The sequence below is a fragment of the Rhodococcus sp. BE178 genome (genome assembly GCF_050433545.1).
Classification (GTDB): domain Bacteria; phylum Actinomycetota; class Actinomycetes; order Mycobacteriales; family Mycobacteriaceae; genus Prescottella.
The window spans coordinates 50,195-69,830 of sequence record NZ_JBNPXA010000013.1 but is presented as its reverse complement, the minus strand read 5'-3'; the positions used below and the strand labels follow the sequence as shown (position 1 = coordinate 69,830).

The 19,636-nt window shown below is 67.6% G+C and carries 15 protein-coding genes; 9 read left to right on the top strand and 6 right to left on the bottom strand.

The window, feature by feature from the left end; translation table 11 throughout:
* Window positions 1–84 precede the first annotated feature (84 nt).
* Entirely contained in the window at window positions 85–1,341 is a 1,257-nt protein-coding gene (locus J2X34_RS20805; RefSeq protein ID WP_114719346.1) for an NAD(P)/FAD-dependent oxidoreductase, read from the bottom strand.
* A gap of 610 nt (window positions 1,342–1,951) precedes the next feature.
* On the opposite strand from J2X34_RS20805, the gene cycA reads away from it, so the two are divergent.
* The 3 genes from cycA to J2X34_RS20790 all read left to right on the top strand — a co-directional run bounded on the left by cycA (window position 1,952) and on the right by J2X34_RS20790 (window position 6,039).
* Window positions 1,952–3,415 (top strand): D-serine/D-alanine/glycine transporter, encoded by a 1,464-nt coding sequence (gene cycA, locus J2X34_RS20800; protein WP_114719347.1) that lies wholly within the window; start codon window positions 1,952–1,954, stop codon window positions 3,413–3,415.
* A 105-nt stretch (window positions 3,416–3,520) separates the two neighbouring features.
* Window positions 3,521–5,392 (top strand): acyltransferase family protein, encoded by a 1,872-nt coding sequence (locus J2X34_RS20795; protein WP_429519576.1) that lies wholly within the window; start codon window positions 3,521–3,523, stop codon window positions 5,390–5,392.
* Window positions 5,393–5,490: 98 nt separating this feature from the next.
* Complete coding sequence (locus J2X34_RS20790) at window positions 5,491–6,039, top strand: hypothetical protein (RefSeq protein WP_429519574.1); 549 nt, start codon at window positions 5,491–5,493, stop codon at window positions 6,037–6,039.
* Between the two features lie 40 nt (window positions 6,040–6,079).
* Here the strand turns inward: J2X34_RS20790 and J2X34_RS20785 are convergent, their stop codons facing one another.
* The 4 genes from J2X34_RS20785 to J2X34_RS20770 form a co-directional block, all read right to left on the bottom strand.
* Entirely contained in the window at window positions 6,080–7,537 is a 1,458-nt protein-coding gene (locus J2X34_RS20785; protein WP_429519572.1) for an ATP-binding protein, read from the bottom strand.
* Window positions 7,538–7,550: 13 nt separating this feature from the next.
* Window positions 7,551–8,225, bottom strand: coding sequence for a response regulator (locus tag J2X34_RS20780; RefSeq protein WP_429519570.1), 675 nt, complete (start codon window positions 8,223–8,225; stop codon window positions 7,551–7,553).
* Between the two features lie 183 nt (window positions 8,226–8,408).
* Window positions 8,409–8,948, bottom strand: a complete 540-nt coding sequence (locus J2X34_RS20775) for a chloride channel protein (protein WP_258557663.1) — start codon at window positions 8,946–8,948, stop codon at window positions 8,409–8,411.
* 341 nt (window positions 8,949–9,289) lie between these two features.
* Window positions 9,290–10,330, bottom strand: coding sequence for an NAD(P)-dependent alcohol dehydrogenase (locus J2X34_RS20770; protein ID WP_114719351.1), 1,041 nt, complete (start codon window positions 10,328–10,330; stop codon window positions 9,290–9,292).
* 183 nt (window positions 10,331–10,513) lie between these two features.
* Here J2X34_RS20770 and J2X34_RS20765 point away from each other — a divergent pair, with 183 nt between their 5' ends.
* Together J2X34_RS20765 and J2X34_RS20760 are read left to right on the top strand one after the other, a co-directional pair.
* Complete coding sequence (locus tag J2X34_RS20765; RefSeq protein ID WP_429519567.1) at window positions 10,514–11,725, top strand: PucR family transcriptional regulator; 1,212 nt, start codon at window positions 10,514–10,516, stop codon at window positions 11,723–11,725.
* A 197-nt stretch (window positions 11,726–11,922) separates the two neighbouring features.
* Entirely contained in the window at window positions 11,923–13,170 is a 1,248-nt protein-coding gene (locus J2X34_RS20760; RefSeq protein ID WP_429519565.1) for a cytochrome P450, read from the top strand.
* Window positions 13,171–13,189: 19 nt separating this feature from the next.
* Here the strand turns inward: J2X34_RS20760 and J2X34_RS20755 are convergent, their stop codons facing one another.
* A complete protein-coding gene (locus tag J2X34_RS20755; RefSeq protein WP_429519563.1) occupies window positions 13,190–15,262 on the bottom strand; it encodes an acyltransferase family protein in 2,073 nt (690 codons plus the stop codon).
* 135 nt (window positions 15,263–15,397) lie between these two features.
* Here J2X34_RS20755 and J2X34_RS20750 point away from each other — a divergent pair, with 135 nt between their 5' ends.
* The 4 genes from J2X34_RS20750 (at window position 15,398) to J2X34_RS20735 (ending at window position 19,571) form a co-directional block, all read left to right on the top strand.
* Window positions 15,398–16,672: an adenosylmethionine--8-amino-7-oxononanoate transaminase gene (locus J2X34_RS20750; protein WP_397484385.1), complete on the top strand. Its 1,275-nt coding sequence runs from the start codon at window positions 15,398–15,400 to the stop codon at window positions 16,670–16,672.
* Window positions 16,673–16,709: 37 nt separating this feature from the next.
* Window positions 16,710–17,876, top strand: a complete 1,167-nt coding sequence (locus tag J2X34_RS20745) for an 8-amino-7-oxononanoate synthase (RefSeq protein ID WP_114719355.1) — start codon at window positions 16,710–16,712, stop codon at window positions 17,874–17,876.
* On the top strand, window positions 17,873–18,562 hold the full coding sequence (bioD, locus tag J2X34_RS20740) for a dethiobiotin synthase (protein ID WP_114719356.1): 690 nt from the start codon (window positions 17,873–17,875) through the stop codon (window positions 18,560–18,562). Before J2X34_RS20745 ends, bioD begins: the two co-directional genes overlap by 4 nt.
* 109 nt (window positions 18,563–18,671) lie before the next feature.
* The gene (locus J2X34_RS20735; protein WP_114719357.1) at window positions 18,672–19,571 is read left to right on the top strand and encodes a class I SAM-dependent methyltransferase; all 900 of its coding nucleotides are present in this window, start codon (window positions 18,672–18,674) and stop codon (window positions 19,569–19,571) included.
* Window positions 19,572–19,636: the final 65 nt, after the last annotated feature.

Sequence of the window (19,636 nt, the reverse complement as noted above, 5' to 3'; positions counted from 1 at the left end):
AGTATCGCTCGTTTGTCGGGAATCGACGGACCGAGATCGATGCGCTGGGCCGCCGGGGAGTCTCCACCTCCACAACTGATCCGGTCACCGGAGCGGATCGAACGGTGCGAGCTCGGTCGCTGTTCGGCCGGTGGTGATCGTCTCCGCGAGCAGACGTCCCGTCGCCGGCCCGAGGGTGATACCCCACATACCGTGACCGCCTGCGGCGAACACGCGGGGCGAGCGGGTTGCTCCGATCACCGGCAGGCCATCCGGCGTGCACGGACGTGAACCGACCCATTCGTCGCGACGCGCGTTGAGATCGGCGCCCCGCAACAGAGGTCGCGCGGCCTCCACGATCGCCGCGATCCGTCGCCGATCCAGTGCAGCGTCGGGTGTCTTGAACTCCATCATCCCGGCCACCCGCAAACGATCTCCGAGTGGCGTACATGCCACCCGCTGTGCCGGGAAGTAGACCGGGCCTGCAGGAACGTGGTCGATCGCGACACTGAAGCTGTATCCACGACCGGCCTGCACGGGTATGCGGACGCCGAAGTCGCGCGCAATGTCGCCGAGCCATGTTCCGGTCGCGAGTACCAGGGCGTCGAACTGTCCCACATCACCTGTGGGGGCTGAAATCCGAACGGCGCTACCGTCATCGAAGACACCGTTGACGTCAACGCCCTCGCAGATCGTGCCCCCGCGCTCTCGGATCGCATCCGCGAGGCTGTGCACGAACTCGCCGGGGTTCATGAACCGCTGACCGTGCAGTCGGATCGCGGCGCCGATTTCGTCGGACAACGACGGCTCTACCCCGCGTGCGTCGTCACCCGACAGGACGTCGAACTCGATTCCCTGACCGGCTGCACGAATGTGTTCGATCTCCTCGAGCAGGACGGTGCGCTCCGCCGGTGTCCGATACGCTGCCAGAAAGGATTTCGCCTCGTGTGCCCTCGCCTGTACACCGCTGTCCGCTAGTTCGTCGAACGCGGACAGTGCGCCTTGGTTGATCCCGACCAGGGCCTCCATCGCGGTACGCCACCGCGCCGCGGTGCTGTGCCGGGCGAATGACGCGAGAAAACGAATCAAACGAGGGTTCAATGTCGGCGGTACGTACACCGGCGAGGATGGGCTGAGCACCGCACGAACCCCGTACCGCAGCACCGCCGGCTCGGGCAATGGAGTGCTGATTCCAGGGGTGATCCACCCGGCGTTACCCCACGACGCCCCGGCCGCAATTCCCTTGCGGTCGAGCACTGTAACCTCGACACCCCGTTCCTGCAGGAACCATGCCGTGGACAACCCGACCATCCCCGCACCGACGATGCAGACCCGCTGTGGAGTCGTTGGGCAGAGCCTCATGAACGCACCTCTTCTCGAAACGTGTTTGCCGTCACACGATCATCGGGGTGTGTGGGGCGGCGAGTCACCGTGCTGTCGCTCCAATACTTCGTCGGCAGCCAGTGCTGACAGCACAATCGATGCCCTGAACAGCGGCGATGCCGTCGATGACCGTTGGGGCGGGCTGGCGCTCCATGCACGTTCCCTGCGCCCGCGGTTGCCTGTCCGGAGTTGAATGCTCTCGCCATGTTGGGGAGGTGCGCATGTCGACGGGTGTGGCTGAACGTGCCGCGCACTCCCGGGTCCCGGCAATCGGTGGGTATCTTAAAGCGCTGGTGTGCAGCGCATTTGACGCGCGGGTGTCGGATGGTTGGTGCAGTGTTGCGGTGCGGCATGGTGCCCTCGGCGAGGACGTGACCGTTGCGCCGCGCCTCGTCCACCCTTACAGTGTGATCCGCGGCACAGCGCTGGGGCGCTCGGAGCGTCGATGTGACTGCTGGGGCAGCCCACCTCTCACTTGTGCGACATCCCGGTCGCGATCGATCCCGCCCAGTCGAACCGAACCGTGTGGGTGCCGTGCGCAGGCCACCAATCGTCGTTGTGCCGCATCCATCCCAAGCAAGGAGTACCTGTGTCCGAGTACACCGAGCCCCGCGTCGCTGCGACGCCAGTTGCTGTCGCAGCCGACGAGTCACACCCGCCGGGACTGTCCCGGCAATTGTCCAATCGTCACATCCAGCTGATCGCGATCGGCGGGGCGATCGGCACCGGCCTGTTCATGGGGTCCGGCAAGACGATCTCCCTCGCGGGTCCGTCGGTGATCTTCGTGTACACGATCATCGGCACGATGCTGTTTTTCGTCATGCGCGCGATGGGGGAGTTGTTGCTCTCCAACACCTCGTACAAATCGTTCGCGGATTTTGCCTCCGATCTACTCGGCCCGTGGGCCGGCTTCTTTACCGGGTGGACCTACTGGTTCTGTTGGATCGTCACCGGTATCGCGGATGTCATCGCCATTGCGGGCTACGTCTCGTACTGGTGGGGGTCGTTGCCGCTGTGGATCCCGGCGCTCGTCTCGGTGGCCCTCCTCATCGGATTGAATCTGCCCAGCGTCAAGGCATTCGGAGAAACTGAGTTCTGGTTCGCGCTGATCAAGATCATTGCCATCGTCGGTTTGATCGTTGTCGGACTGGCAATGGTCTTCACTCATTTCATCGCCCCCGGCGGCGCCGAGGCGTCCTTCGCCAATCTGTGGAACGACGGTGGCTTCTTCCCGACCGGCATCATGGGCTTCGTTGCCGGATTCCAGATCGCGACCTTCGCCTTCGTCGGTATCGAACTTGTCGGCACCACCGCTGCCGAGGCCAAGGACCCGGAGAAGAACCTTCCGAAGGCCATCAACTCGATCCCGGTTCGCATGATGCTGTTCTACGTGGTCGCGCTGACTGTCATCATCTCGGTTACGCCGTGGCGAGAGATCGTCGCAGATCGCAGCCCGTTCGTGGCAATGTTCTCCCTCGCCGGCCTCGGCATTGCCGCTTCGGTGATCAACTTCGTCGTGCTGACCTCCGCGACGTCCTCGGCGAATTCGGGGATCTACTCGACCTCGCGGATGGTGTACGGGCTCGCACAGGAAGGTGACGCGCCCGCGGCGTTCGGCAAGCTCACCCGGCGACGCGTGCCGGCGAACGCGTTGTACCTCTCGGGTGTGTTCCTGCTTGCCGGTGTCGTGATGGTCGTGGTCGGTGGCTCGATCATCGAGGCCTTCACCCTCGTCACGACCATCGCGTCACTCTGCTTCATGTTCGTCTGGTCGATCATCCTGATCAGCTACCTCGTCTATCGCAAGCGACGTCCGCACCTGCACCAGGCCTCCACGTACAAGATGCCTGGCGGCGTCCCCATGTGTTACGCGGTGTTCGCCTTCTTCTTGTTCCTGATCTGGGCGTTCACCCAGAAGGACGACACGCTGCAGGCGCTGCTGATCACCCCGGTGTGGTTCGCCGTGCTGGGTGTGGCGTGGGCGATCGTGCGCCGCAGGCCCGCGCAAATGGCACGCGCTGCAGCCTTCCAGGACGAGACCTGCGAGGGGTGATCGCCGGCTCCGCCGCGCCGTCCCGTGCCCCGGGTCGGTGGTTCTGTGACGCGGTTGCGACACGGACCGCATCTGGTGCTGACACTGCTTAGGAAGTCTGTGCCCATGGATTCTTCGCCACCAACGCTCGCCCGCCGTGTCGACGGTCGTGGCGGCGCCGCGATTCCGACTGCGCGTCTGGGCGAGTCGGGTGGGAGGCGGTACCGGCGGGGGATTGACGGGGTACGGGCGTGGGCGGTGCTTGCGGTGCTCGTGTACCACCTCGACGAGACATGGCTTCCGGGTGGGTTTCTCGGTGTCGATGTCTTCTTCGTGATCAGTGGCTACCTGATTACCGATCAGTTGCACGGGTTGTTCTCGGAACGACGAACCATTCCTCTGCGTACTTTCTGGGTTCGCAGGGCACGTAGATTGATTCCGGCCGTGTCGGTGGTCGTCGTGGTCGCCACAGCCGCGGCCACAGTGATTCGGCCGACTCTGGTGTCCGATATCGGTGGAGAGCTGCTCGCCGCAGCGACGTTCACCAGCAACTGGTGGAACATTGTCAGCGGGATGTCCTATTTCGCCGGGTTCGGCGAGCCGTCGTTGTTCCTGCACCTGTGGTCCCTCGCGGTCGAGGAGCAGTTCTATCTGGTGTGGCCGGTCCTGTTCGTCGTCATGCGGGTCACTTGTAGTCGCTCGCTGTGCGCCGTGCTCGCGGGAGCGGGCGCGCTGGCGTCACTGGCCGCGATGATCGTGCTCTTCGAGCCCGGCGTCGATGCCTCCCGTGTGTACTACGGGACCGATACCCATGCCTTCGGGTTGCTTGTCGGGGCAGCGCTGGCGCTGTCGATGCCTTCGGCGTGGGTGAGGACGATGGTGCCTGTGCGGCGTCGCGCCCTCGACACCGCGGGGTTGGTGGGCGCCGCGAGTTTGGTGGTCATGGTTGCGGTGCTGGATGGAGCGAGCCCGTTCCTGTATTCCGGTGGGTTCGGCTTGGTGACTGTCGCGGCGGGCGCCGTGGTAATAGGTGCTGTCGCTGATGGCGGTTGGTTCGCGCGAACCCTCGCTGCGCGGCCGTTGCGGTGGATCGGGTTGCGGTCCTACGGCATATACCTGTGGCATATGCCGGTCATCGTGCTGCTTCACGCTGCGGTTCCCGCGATGTCGCCGCTCGTCTTCGCCGCGACGGCGACATCGATATCCTTTGCTGCCGCTGCGTTGTCGTATCGCTGGGTCGAGGACCCGATCAGGCGGCACGGATTCCGCGGCACTCTCGTGCGGTTCACCGAGTACCCCCGCTCACTGCCCTCGTCGTCCGGCCGTGGCGTGGCGGTGGCCGTGGCCGCCACCACCGTCTTCACTGCGGCGGCGGGTATTGTCTTCGCCCCGCCGGCGGACGACCTGCAATCTCAGATCGCTGCCGGCCAGAGCGCGGCCCGCGCCCCGCAGACGCCATCAGTGACACCCACATCTCCGCCCGCGGGTATCCCGCTGAGGGCGGAGACTCCCGGCCCTCCGGGCAGCGGGGTGACCGCGATCGGCGACTCCGTCATGGCGGCGGCCGGACGCGAACTGCGAGAGCGCCTGCCCGGCGCGGACGTCGATGTGGAAATCGGTCGGCAGATGTGGGATCTGCCCGATCTCATTGCGCAGCTGCGCGACACCGGACGGCTCGGGAAGGTGGTTGTGATCGCGTTGGGCACGAACGGCGAATTCGACGAGTCCGCCCTCGATGCGGCACTGCGAACGATCGGGTCGTCGCGTCGGGTGATCATCATGAACGTCAGCGTGCCCAGGCCGTGGCAGGACGCGGTCAATGCCGCCCTGCGCGCCGCACAGCGGCGCTGGCCCAACACCGTGATCGTCGACTGGAAGGTCGCCACCCAGGGTGTACCAGAGGTGTTCTGGGAGGACGACACTCACCCGCGGAGCCCCACCGGGACCGGGCTGTATGTCGACCTTTTGACGCGCGCCATCGAGCAGCAGTCGCGATGAACAGCCATCACCCGGCAGGTCGCCGCCGGAAGGACCGCACACCCGCCCGTCCGAACGGCGTTCCGCAAGCTCGTGGGAGGATCGTCGATGTGCGAGGGGTGAACCGGGTGCCGACTGCGGCGCTGCGTGCTCTTCTGCTGGTCTTGACGGGGTTGACTCTGACCGTGGCTTGCAGCGAGATCCCAACGGGTAGTGGGGTCACAGACGGCGGCGAGCCCCCGGTCGGCATTGCCACCGGCCCGACCCTGTACTACCTCGACGGGACCGCGCTGCGCCCGGTGACGGCACCGCAAGGGACCGTCTGGGACGAGCCGTGGGGGAAGCTCGGCGACCTCCGCCGCGCCATCCAGATGCTCGGCCTGGGTGCCGGTCGCGACCTACGGGACGACACCCGCGAGCTTCGCAATGAGGTGCCCCGGATGGGGGCCTCACTGGCGGACATCGACGTCACCGTCACCGAGACCGTGATCACCGTGTCGGTACCGGTCTACGACCTCTCCCCGCCGGCGGTCGACCAGGTGGTGTGCACCGCCCTCGCGGTCGACGCCGCGCGCGGCAACCCAGGCCAGGACAAATCCGTTGATATCTTGCTCCACAACGGACTATCCGGCGACAAGGTTGCTGGCCGCAAATGTCCGGTGCTGTGACCAGCTGTGCTGGCCACGACTGCACAGTAGGCGGATCTGATCACTGATCGTCAGGATCGTGCTGGACCTCGTTGAGGTTCTGGTCGGCGTTCCGGCGTAGCCGAACCACGAAACGTGCCCCGCCGCCCGGGACGTTCCCGACCTCGATGTCGCCGCCGTGTATCCGCGCGTTCTGCTGTGCGATGGCCAGCCCCAATCCACTGCTCTCGGAGCGACCGCGGGCGGTGTCCGCTTTGAAGAATCGGTCGAAGACGTGCGGCAGCGCGTCGTCTGGGATTCCGTCGCCGTGGTCGTTCACGACGACTTCGATCCAATCGCGGTCGGCGTGAAGCACGACAGTGACAGGAGGCCGCCCGTGCCGGAGCGCGTTACCGACCAGGTTCGCGATGATCACGTCGAGTCTGCGTCGATCGACTTGGGCTCGAACGTCTCTCGGTAAGTCCAGATCGACCGTGTCGTCCCAGTTGCGGGCCACCAGGGTCGCCCGAATCGCCTCCCCGACGTCCACCTCCTCGAGGATCAGCGACGCGGTGCCCGCGTCGAATCGTGACACCTCCATGAGGTCCTCGACCAGTCGAGTAAGTCGGCGGGTTTCCCGCACCAGCAGACCGGCGGATCGCGCGGCATCGTCGGGCATACGCGGGACGTCTGCCTCCAGCACGTCGGTCACCGCGAGCATCGCGCTCAGTGGGGTTCGGAGCTCATGAGAGACGTCGGCAACGAACCTGCGGGCGTCTTCCTCCAGTCGCTGCAGTTCGGCGATCGTCCGCTCGAGTTCGTCAGCGGTCTCGTTGAACGTGTGCGCCAGATCCGCCAGCTCATCGGTTCCCCGCACGCGCAGGCGTGCCGTGAGATCGCCCGCGGACAATCGCCGAGTGGCATGACGGAGATCTCGTACCGGGCGAAGTACGCCGTTGGAGGACAACAAACCCACCAGAATGGCGAACGGCACCGCGACGGCACCGACCAGCCATGCGGTCCGACTCTGCACCTGCACCTGCTGGTAGGTCGGAGCAAGATCGTGGCCGGAATACACCTCCAGCCCCGACGGCTGACTCGCGTCGCCGGGCTGCCAGATCGTCACCGGCATGCCGATCACCAACTCGGGCCCGGTCGGGGTGGAGACATACTGCACCTGTACGCGCGTGTGGTCGCGTACCGCGTCGCGGAGCTCCGGGTTGATGGTGACGTGTGCCGATTCAGTGGTGGACTGCAGATCGCGGTAGGTCACCGTGGCGTTGCCCGGCAACTGTGCCGCGAATGCGTTCAGGGTTTCCTGGTCTGGTGGGTACTGCAGCTCGGGGGCGAGCGCGGTGACGCGTTGCCGCAGGTCGCGGATGGCGCGGTCCTGATCGGCGGCGAGGAGGGAATTGCGGGCGGAGATGTAGCCGGCCGTGGCGGCACTGGCTATGGCAGCCAGAGTCACCAGGATGAAGGCGATCACCAGGCGAGCCCGCAAGCCGCCGCGCCACCCGGGTAGCCGCGTCCGAATCCGCATCCGCTGTTCCCGCCTAGACCGGTCCGAAGCGGTAGCCGAACCCACGCACCGTCTGGATGTAGACCGGCTGTGCGGGATTGTCCTCTATCTTGGCGCGCAGTCGTTGCACGCAGGCGTCGACCAGTCTCGAATCACCCAGGTACTCGTGCTCCCACACGGACTGCAACAGCTGTTGCCGGCTGAAGACCTGCTCCGGGGCCGCTGAGAGGGTCAGGAGCAGACGCAGCTCCGTCGGGGGCAGTATCAGCGGATCGTGATGCTTTGCCACGATCAGCGAGGAGTAGTCGATCGTCAAGTCGCCGTACTTGGCCGTGGGCGTGGATTGCGTCTCGCCGCGACGGAGCACCGCCCGGATCCGAGCATCGAGAACCCGAGGCTGGACCGGCTTGATCACATAGTCGTCGGCCCCGGCTTCGAGCCCACTGACGATGTCCACATCGTCGCCACGGGCGCTCAGCATGATGATCGGAACACTGCTGGCGGAACGAATTCTTCGGCAGACCTCGAAACCGTCCATGCCGGGCAACATGAGATCCAAGATGACAACGTCGGGCGGTTGGATCTGGAGAAAATCGAGACCCATATGGCCGGTGACGGCTCCCTGCACGACATGAGAGAGCTGACCTAGCCCCAGTCTGAGTCCTTCGCGTACCGCTTCGTCATCCTCGATGAGCAAGATCTGAGCCACAGGCACCCATTATCCAGACTCCCACCGGTACCGATACCGCCACGCCACCGTTGTTACACAGCCAAGACACGCTGCGCACGCGGACGAGACAGTACTCACCGAGACTTGAGAACATGCAGCACAACAACCCCGGAGATCGGCGGCCGCGGCACCTCTCACTCGGAAGATGACTCTGACAAAGCATCAGCCGGCGTGTTTCTCGAGCGGTCCGGTGTTGGGTCCCACCACCAGTTGGCCGCGGTGGACCGTCAACAGCCATACCGGGAGCACCGCCACACACAGCACCAGGATCACCCCGAACGATGCCACCATCGTCGCCCCGATGAACAGGCCCAGCCAGCAACTGCGGACCGCCACGACCAGCGCGCCCAGCACCGCGCCCAACGTCGGCCAACGGTACTCGGGCACGTCGAGGATGAGCATCGGGCGATCGAGGAGGAACATCGTCGCCGTCCCCGCCCCGGCCGCGACGAGCGGGGCGAACATGTTCTCCCACAGTTCGCCTTTCGGGCACCGCCCGGCGAGTTCGACGAACGCCAACGGCCCCGCCAGCGGGGTCCCGAACAGCACTCCGATCGTCGCGGACGTCGTCAGCCACACCACCCGTTTCGTCGGCACGGTCGGCCACAGCCGCGCCAGGATCCACGCCGCCCCCGCGACATTGATCGCGATCAGCGGGTTCTCCGGACCCAGGCTCACACCCGCGCCGAGGGCGAGTGCCACCCACCAGCGCCAGCGAGGGGAGCGAGCGGAGCGGGATCGGGGGGCCGACCAGTCCGGCTGTCGCCGGGTCGGGTCCGCCGTGACCCGGAAGCTTCCACACCAGGAGCCCGATCCCGGTGAGCACGGCGAAGATCCACCACCGGGCATATCCGTCGAACCCGACGAGATCCGGGATCCAGGTGTAGAGGAGATCGGTGACTCGATCGGTGACGATCACCATCGCGATCGGGATGACGGCGGCGGCCACGCCCAACGCTACGGCGTGGGTGGGGGTGTTCGCAGGCTCTCGCGTAACAGGTAGCCGAGCAGCGCCGGCACCGGCAGGAGATCGCTGGCACCGGTCACGGCACGATGACCGCCCGTCCCCGCAACGTGCCCGCGGCGAGGCGGCGGTAGGCCTCGACGCCGTCGTCCAGGCTGAAGCGCTCCACAGCGATGTCGAGGACGCCCTGGTGCGCGAGGTCGATGAGCTCGATCAGTTCGCTGCGCGAGCCCCAGTACGGCGCTGACACATTGGTCTCGAATGCGCCGGTGAAGAAGCCGACGCGGGCGGTGGCCTTGCCGTCGCCGAGTCCGACGATCGTGACGTCCGATCCGACGCCGGCGACCGCGGTGGCGACGTCGAGAGTCGGCTGGACGGCGACGAAGTCGAGGACTAAAGCCGCGCCGGCGGGGCCGGTGATCTTCCGGACGTTCGCCGCGGCGTCGGCGTCGGACAACACCGCTTCGTGGGCTCCGACCTCACGGGCGAACTGCAACTTCTCGTCGTTGACGTCGAGTGCGATCACGCGAGCCGGGGACAGATGGCGGAGCAGCTGGATCGCGACATGGCCCAGTCCACCGGTACCGATCACCACCGCGGACGATCCTGCCCTGAGCTTGCCCAGCGACCGTTTGATGGCGTGATACGGGGTCAGACCCGCATCGGTGAGAGGGACGGTCGCGACCGGGTCGAGGTCTCCGATCGGTACGAGGTGCCGAGGCGAGTCCACCACCATGAACTCCGCGATGGCGCCGGGTGCTCCGAGACCGGGCGGGTGGATACCGAGTTCCGTTGCACGCGAACAATAGTTCTCGAGTCCTTGAGCGCAGTGCCAGCAGCGGCCGCAGCCCCATGGGCCGTAGACCACCACGTTGGTGCCGACGTCGAGATCGGTGACACCGGCGCCGACGGCGGCCACGCGACCGGCGCCCTCGTGGCCGAGCGTCAGCGGCAGGTCGTAGCCGAACTGTTCCGTCGGCAGACTCATGATGAACTCGTCGGAATGACACACACCGGCGGCGGTGATCTCGAGAAGCACCTCGCCCGGCCCCGGCTCGGGTTTCGGGATGTCGACCAGTTCGGGTTCGCCGCCGATCCGGGTGTACTGAATTGCTCGCATACCGCGCTCCTTCGTCGATCGTTCGAGGAGAACTCGCCTTGCCTGTCGAGCATTCCACGACCGCGCGAGGCTCGCCTCGGTCGCCGACGAATCCTCGGCGGGTCTCGAGGAACTGCCGGCGCCGATGGTCCGTTCGATACACAATGGCGCCGACGGTGCGCCGCGAACAGGGGAGGTGGGCGCGTGGGCAAGGACACGCGTGCCGATTTGTGGTTGCGGGACTACATCACCACGACGCTGACACGAGAGCATCTGAGCGCCTTCCTCGCCTACTTGGAGGAGTCGTTCGCTGCGGATGTGCCGGAACTGGCGTCGGACGCGGAACTGGAGCGGGATCTGCGCTCCGCCATCCGCAGTCAGTTCGGAGCGTTCCTCGAGGCCAGTGGGCCGTTGGCGGACGGCCCGGCCGCGGCCGCGGTGTCGGAGGAGACGCACGCACTGGCGCGTACCGTCGCGCAGCGGGGTCTGGAGCTGCGGGTGCTCTCGCGGATCTACCACGCCGGCCACCGCGCGATGCTGGGCTTCACGTCCGCGCTGATAGAGCAGGAGTCGTTGGACCCCGACTTCAAGATCCAGGTGCTCACCACGATGTGGTCGCAGACCGGTGAACTGCTCAACTCCATGCTCGACGAGCTTGCGGTCACCTACGCGCAGGAGCGGGAACGTCTGCTGCAGGGCGCGTTCGCGTACCGGGTGACGGCGGTGCGGGAGATCCTCGACGGCGGCGGAGACCAGACGCAGGCGTCGGCCAGGCTCGGGTATCCGCTGCAGCGGGCGCACATCGCGGTCGTGCTGTGGGCGGATGAATCCACATCGTCCGGTGGATCCCTCGAATCGGTCGTGGCGCGTCTGGCCGGGGCACGTCGCAGTCTGTCGGTGCCCTCCGGGGCGCACGGGGTGTGGGCGTGGATCGCCACCGACGACGGTGACGCTGATCCGTGGACGGTCGATCCGCTGTCGGTGCCGAAGGGGGTGCGGCTCGCGCTGGGCGAGCCGGCCGCCGGGATCGACGGATTCCGTCGCAGCCACCGGGAAGCGATTGCGGCGCAACGGATCGCCGAGTCCGGTCGCCGTCGTGCGACCGTCACGCGGTATCGCGACGTCGAGGTGGTGTCGATGCTGTCGGCGGATCCGGAGTCGATGCGGGCACTCGTCGAGCGGGAACTCGGGGGCCTGCGGGGTGAGGATGCCACCGCGGAGCGTCTCCGGGACACGCTGCGCGAAGTGTTGGCCTGCCGCGGTAGCCATGAAGCCGCGGCCCGCAGGCTCGGTGTCCACAAGAACACGGTGCGGTACCGGATCCAGCAGGTGGAGGCCACGCTCGGGCGCGATCTGACGGGGCGGCACCTCGAACTCGAACTGGCGTTGGCTTGCTTCGACACCTTCGGGGGCTGACCCGCGGTGCGCCGGGATGTGCGGGTCGCACAAATGTCGGGATGTGCGGGTCGCACAAATGTCGGGATGTGCGGGTCGCACAAAAGGTCCGCGCTGGACTGGGCAGATCGGCCAAGCGAGATCGCACCCTTCCGTGTGACGATCGTCACGACGACGGAAGACGTGGTCGGCGATATCCCCGAGCGAAGGAGTACGACGTGGCGGTTCCCGGCATCCCCGAAGGATTCGACTTCACGGACCCCGATGTGTACGAGACCCGGTTGCCGATCGAGGAGTTCGCGGCACTCCGGAAGTCGGCTCCGGTCTGGTGGGTGGAGCAGCCGCCGACGAAGGGCGGATACCCAGACGCCGGCTACTGGGCGGTGTCCCGGCACGCCGACGTCAAGGAGGTCTCGCGCAACGGCGAGGTGTTCTCGACGTGGGAGAACACGGCGATCGCCCGCTTCGGCGACGACATGCCCCGCGAGACCGTCGAGATGATGCGGCACCTGTTGATCAACAAGGATGCGCCCGATCACACCAAGCTCCGCAAGATCATCGCTCGTGGTTTCACCCCGCGTGCCGTCCAGAGTCTGCGTCCGGCGTTGAAGGCGCGGGCGGAACAGATCGTCCAGCAGGCGGTCGCCGCCGGCGCCGGCGACTTCGTCGAACAGGTCGCATGCGAGCTGCCCCTGCAGGCCATCGCGGAGTTGATCGGTGTGCCGCAGGAGGACCGCCACAAGATCTTCGACTGGTCGAACCAGATGATGGGCTACGACGATCCCGAGTTCGCGCAGGAATCGGCGACGGCGTCCGCGGAGATTCTCGCCTACTCGTATGCGATGGCGGAGGAGAGGCGCAAGTGTCCCGCGCAGGACATCGTCACCACGCTCGTCGAGGCCGACATCGACGGCGACGCCCTGGCTTCCGAGGAATTCGGGTTCTTCGTGCTGCTGCTCGCGGTCGCGGGCAACGAGACCACGCGCAACGCGATCACGCACGGGATCATGGCGTTCATGGACAACCCCGACCAGTGGGAGTTGTACCGGCGGGAGCGTCCGGCCACGGCGGTCGACGAGATCATCCGCTGGGCCACGCCGGTCGTCGGATTCCAGCGAACCGCGTTGTCCGACACCGAACTCGGTGGTCAGCAGATCCGCAAGGGCGACCGTGTCGTCATGTTCTACTCGTCCGCCAACTTCGACGAGGACGTGTTCGAGAACCCCATGCAGTTCGACATCACGCGAGCCGACAACGACCACCTGAGCTTCGGTGGCACCGGGGCGCACTATTGCATCGGGGCGAACCTGGCGCGCATGGAGATCGAGTTGATGTTCAACGCGATCGCCGACCACATGCCGGACATCACCAAACTCGGTGACCCGCGGCGGCTGCGGTCCGGGTGGATCAACGGGATCAAGGAACTCCAGGTGGACTACGCCGGTAAGTGCCCGGTGGCGCACTGAGCCCGCGCCCGCGGCCCCGTCACCACCACCCGGTGGCGGGGCCGAGGCGGTTGCCCAGTTCGGGCGCGAGGGTGCGCACGTAGGTCGCGGTCAGGTGGTCGTCGTCGCGGTAGACCAGGATGTTGCCCTCGACCACGCGGCATCGGTCGGTCCTGCACACGGCGTCGGACAGGTCGAGTAGCTGGACGGTCGGCAGGTACGCCGCGGCGGCCTGCGCCGGGTCGACGGGCTCGAGGACCTCCGCACGGTCGATGCCGCACGAGTCTGCGTTGCCCCCACGCCGGGCGAGGCAGTCCGCCGCCCGGTAGCTGACGCCGTCCTCCTCGAGCCATGGCGTGTCGCGCAGCGCGATCACGGGCAGATCCCGGGTCGCCAGTTCCTGCCAGAGCGCGACGTACGTCTCAGGGGTGTAGTCGCCGGGCTCGCCGGGGCGGGGCCGGGTCGAGGTGCTGAAGACGTAGTCGGGGTGCATCTCCGTGAGGGCGTCGACCACCCCGAACGTCCACTCCTCGCACTCGCCGATCGGGTAGTCGGGGCCGACGGGCAACAGGGCGGGGCAGCCCACCTTCAGGAACGTTTCCAGACGGAAACGGTGCTCCCGGGCCAGGATGTCCAGGGCCGGAATCCAGTGCTCGGCGTGCGATCCACCGATCACCGCGATACTCCGCTCGGCATCGACGTCGCCGTACGTGCAGGTGAGGGCCTCGATCTGGCCGGACTGCGACATGCATCCGTCGCCCGTGGTCGGCGGCAGGTCGGCGTGCGCGACGAACCGGGACGGCTGCTCGCGCGCCGTCACGACGTCGGCGCCGGACGTGAGCGCGGCCGCACCCGGGTAGGTGACCGGATCGAGTGGTCCCTGCTGGGCCCATTGCGTTGTCCGGCGGTCGACGAAGTCGGTCCAGGTCACCGATGCGGCACCCACGATCACCGCGAGCGCCGCGACGGCCGCGACGAGCGCCGACCGTGCCACTCCGCGATCGGCGGTCCTACGGATCGGGGTCTCGACCAGTCGGGTCGTCAGTTCCGCGAGGACCAGCGACACCGCGATCACGATGGCCCCGCCGGCGACGCTCGCCGACGGGCGATCGGCGATCACCAGATAGCCGATGAGGATCGGCCAGTGCCACAGGTACAGCGCGTACGCGACGGTGCCGAGACGTAGCAGCGGCCGCGAGGTGAGCAGGTTCGAGACCGGATTCGCGCGAGCATCGTCCGCCGGTTGCGCGCCCGCGACGATGAAGGCGAGCGCGGCGCCGACCGGGACCAGCGCCCACGGTCCGGGGAACTCGCTGCGTCCGTCGAGCACCATGCCGCAGCCGAGAACGATCGCCAGGCCGGTGACGGACAGCGCGATCCGCCACCCGCGCGGCACCCGGATCCACGGTGCGACGCACGCCAGCACACCGCCGGCGAGCAGTTCCCACATCCGCGCGGCGGTGTCGTAATACAGCCACGTCTGCGGCAGTTCACTGGTCGTCGCATAGATCAGGGACGCGGCGGCCAGGGCCGCGAGGACGACCGCGAGCGGCCCGCGGACGGGCAACCCGCGGGCCCGCAACAGCCACGCGACCGCGAACACGACAACGATCGCGGCGAGGTAGAACTGGCCCTGCACGGAGATCGACCACAGGTGCTGCAACGGGCTCACCGACGGGTCGGCGGCCAGGTAGTCGCTCGCGGTGTCGGCGAGGTGCCAGTTCTGGAGGAACGTCAGCGAGGCGGTCGTCTGCCGCGCGATGTCGAACCACAACGTCGCCGGATGGACCCAGACGGTGAACGCGACCGTCGCCGCGAGCACCACGACGAGAGGCGGTCCGAGTCGTCGAGTGATTCGCCCCACGACGGGGCGTGGATCGAGTCGAGACGGACCCTCAGCGACCCGCAGCAGCGACCCGACGAAGAAGAACCCGGACAGCGCCAGGAAGATGTCGACGCCGCCGGAGACCCGTCCGAACCACACGTGGTAGACGACCACCAGCCCGATCGCGAGGCCGCGGAGACCGTCGAGATCACGGCGGTGAACTGGGCGAATGCGGCTTTCGGAGCCCGAGGGGCCACCGAGGGTCGGGGCGGTGGAGCGGACTGACACGCGATCCTTTCGAGGCGGCGCGGGAGGAATCCCGGATTGCCGCGGAACGGTCGCGGCGGCGACGTCCCCAAAATACCTGCCGCGTCGACCGTCGCGCCCGAGCACATACAGTCGAGCGCCGTGAACTCCTTGCGCATGTCTTCCGAGCGGATCGTCGCGATCGACACCGAACACCTGTGGCATCCCTACGGGGCGTTTCCCGCGTCGACGGCCCCCCTGGTCGTCGAGTCCGCGGAGGGCGCTCGCCTCACCCTCGCGGACGGCACCGAACTGGTCGACGGTATGAGCTCGTGGTGGTCCGCGGTGCACGGGTATCGCAATCCGGTCCTCGATGCCGCGGTCACCGATCAGCTCGGCCGGATGAGTCATGTCATGTTCGGCGGGCTCACCCACGCGCCGGCCGCACGTCTCGCGGAGTTGCTGGTCGAGATCACACCCGCCGGTCTGGAGAAGGTGTTCCTCGCCGACTCCGGCTCGGTGTCGGTGGAGGTCGCCGTGAAGATGTGCCTGCAGTACTGGCGCGCCCAGGGGCGACCGGAGAAGCACCGGCTGCTGACGTGGCGGGGCGGCTACCACGGGGACACGTTCGCGCCGATGAGCGTGTGCGACCCGGACGGGGGCATGCACTCGATGTGGACGGACGTGCTGGCCCGGCAGGTGTTCGCGCCCGCGCCGCCGCGCGAGTACGACGCCGCGTACGTCGCGGAGTTCGAGCGGCTCGTGATCGAACACCGCGACGAGTTGGCGGCGATCATCGTCGAGCCCGTCGTGCAGGGGGCGGGGGGCATGCGGTTCCACCACCCGCACTACCTCCGCGAGTTGCGCCGCATGTGCGACGAGCACGATCTGCTGCTGGTGTTCGACGAGATCGCCACCGGATTCGGTCGCACCGGCGAGCTGTTCGCCGCCGACCACGCGGGGATCGCGCCCGACGTGATGTGTGTCGGCAAGGCCCTCACCGGCGGCTATCTCACGCTCGCCGCGACGCTGTGCACCACCGAGGTGGCCGAGACGATCAGCGCAGGCGAGGGCGGCGGGATCATGCACGGCCCGACGTTCATGGGGAACCCGATGGCCTGTGCGGTCGCGGTCGCGGCGGTGGAGTTGCTGCTCTCGCGCGACTGGCGGGCCGAGGTCGCGGCGCTGAACGAGGGGCTCGAACGCGGGCTGGCACCCGCGCGGGACATTCCCGGTGTCGTCGACGTCCGGGTGCTCGGCGGCATCGGGGTGATCGAGTTGGCCGAACCGGTCGACATGCAGACCGCGACCGACGCCGCTGTCGGGGCGGGGGTGTGGCTGCGCCCGTTCCGGAATCTGATCTACGCGATGCCGCCCTACATCTGTACCGCCGAGGATCTGGACCGGCTCACCACCGGCATGGTGGCGGCCGCGCGAAGCCAGGCGGCCTGACCGCAAGCCCACTTGAACGCTGTTCAAGTGGGCTTGTATCGTGCTTCGGGTGGGTACCGAGGGCAATGCGCTGAGCTGGCTGGACGACGTCGAACGTGATCGGCGGGCGGCCGGTCTGCGTCGCGAGCTGCGGGCACGCGGCGCGTCCGACTCGGTGATCGACCTCGCCTCCAACGACTACCTGGGTCTCGTCCGGCACCCCGAGGTGATCGACGGCGCCGTCGACGCGGTCCGTCGCTGGGGCGGTGGCGCGACCGGATCGCGGCTGGTGACGGGCACGACGTCGGATCACGAACTGCTCGAACGTGAACTCGCCGAGTTCGTCGGCGCCGAGGCCGGCCTGGTCTTCGCGAGCGGCTACGCCGCGAATCTCGGTGCCGTCACGGCACTCTCGGGTCCCGGCGCGCTGATCGTGTCCGATGCGGGCTGCCATGCCTCGCTGGTCGACGCGTGCCGGTTGTCCCGCTCCCGGGTCGTGGTGGCACCGCACGCCGACATCGAGTTCCTCCGCCGCGCGCTGGCCGAACGCGCCGAGGAACGCGCGCTGGTGCTCACCGACTCGGTTTTCAGCGCGGACGGCGACCTTGCGCCGCTCGCCGCGATGCACCGTGTGTGCCGCGAGCACGGCGCGGTGCTGCTGGTCGACGAGGCCCACGGGCTCGGCGTCCGCGGGTCGGGCGGCCGCGGCCTCGTCCACGAGGTCGGACTGGCGGGGGAGCCCGACGTCGTGGTCACGGCGACCCTGTCGAAGTCGCTGGCCAGCCAGGGCGGCGTGGTGCTGGCGTCGGAGAAGGTGCGTGCACACCTGGTCGACACGGCGCGCACGTTCATCTTCGACACCGGCCTCGCGCCCGCCGCGGTCGGGGCCGCACGTGCCGCGCTGGCCGTGCTGATCCGGGAGCCGGAGCGCGCGTCCGCGGTGCTCGACCGGGCCCGCGACCTGGCGCGCATCACCGGGGTAACAGATCCGGCATCGGCCGTGGTCTCGGTGATCCTCGGGGATCCGGAGGTGGCGTTCACCGCAGCGGTCGCGTGCCGGGAACGGGGGCTGCACGTGGGCTGTTTCCGACCGCCGTCGGTGCCCGAGGGCACGTCGCGGCTGCGCCTGACCGCGCGCGCGACGATCGATGCCGACGAGATGGAACGGATCGAAAGTATTCTCGCCGAGGTGCTTTCGGGCAATCGCGTGGGAGTATCGGCGTGAGCGTGCTCGTTGTGTCCGGTACCTCGACGGACGTCGGCAAGACGATCGTCACCGCGGCGCTCGTGGCCGCGCTTCGGGCAGCGGGCCGATCGGTCGCGGTGTGCAAGCCGGCGCAGACGGGTGTCACGGCGGACGAGCCGGGCGATCTGGCGGAGGTCACGCGGCTGAGCGGTGTGACGGCGACGGTCGAACTCGCCCGGTATCCCGAACCGCTCGCCCCGGACACGGCGGCCCGGCGCAGTGGCATGCCGATGCTCACCCGGTCCGATGTCGTGGCCGTCGTGCGCGAACTGGATGCCACGTACGACGTGACGATCGTCGAGGGCGCCGGGGGACTGCTGGTGCGTCTGGGCGCGGACGGCTTCACGGTGCGCGACGTCGCCGCCGACCTGGATGCGCCTGTCGTCGTGGTGGCTGCGCCCGGATTGGGCACGCTCAACCACTGTGCGTTGACGGCCGAATCGCTGGCCGCGGCGGGCGTGAAGTGCTCGGGCTTCGTCGTCGGATCGTGGCCCGTCGAACCCGATCTCGCGATGCGCTGCAATCTCGAGGATCTGCCGAACGTGACGGGGGCCGCGCTGGTCGGGCGCATCCCGGAGGGGAGTGGGCGTCTCGACGAGGCTCGATTCGCGAGTGCCGCGCCGGGCTGGTTCGACCCCGAATGGCTCGCCGCCTCGATCGGCTGAACAACCCGATCCGACGGCCCGAGGCGCAGAAAATCGCTGCGCCGGACGCATATGTCCGTGCTAGACACGGTCGAGTCGACATACGCGTACGCATACGGGAGGACGGGTCGTGCAGACCACAGAGACCACAGAGGCCACAGAGGCCACGGAGGCCATCGCCGCCAACCGGGCGAACTGGAACGACCGGGCGGACGTCCACGCGCGATCGAAGATGTACGACGTCGAGGGCTTCCTCGCCGATCCGGGGACGATCTCGCAAGTCGTTGTGAACGATCTTTCGGTGCTTGCGCCCCACCTGCCGGACTCGGGGGTGCGCGGCCGCAGTCTGCTGCACCTGCAGTGTCACATCGGCACCGACACGATCTCGTGGGCGCGGCTCGGCGCCGTGGACGTGCACGGACTCGATCTGTCGCCGAACTCGTTGGACCACGCGGCGCGGATCGCGGCCGCCGACGGGCGTGACATCCGCTGGGTGGAAGGCGACGCCCGGTATGCATCGACCCTGATCGACCGCCGGTTCGCAACCGTCGTCACGAGTGCCGGCACGATCGTGTGGCTGCCGGAATTGGCGACGTGGGCCCAGTCGATCCACGACCTCCTCGAACCGGGAGGCGTGTTCATGATTCGCGACGACCATCCGATTCTCGGGTCGATGGACCACGAGCCGTGGGAGATCGTCGACGACTATCTCGGCGGGGGTGGTCACCGCACCTACGACGACTCGGGAACGTACACCGAGGATTCGGCCGGGCAGATCGCGCATGTGACGAACTACGAGTGGCGCCACGACCTCGGCGAAGTCGTCGGCTCCCTCCTGGAGGCCGGCTTGACGATCGAATCCCTGGTCGAGCTGCCGTACATGGACTGGCCCGCGTTCGACGATCTCGTCCCGTGTCGGCGCGGGTGGGAGCTGCGACCCGGAGCGCCGCGGATTCCTCTCAACTTCGCTGTCGTGGCCAGGCGCCCCGCTGTGCTGGGGAATTCCGACGGCCCGGTGCCGTCGGGGTAATTCGCGGCGACACGGCGACGCTTCACGTACTGTGAGTGCCATCACATCGAGAAGGCAGATCGGGC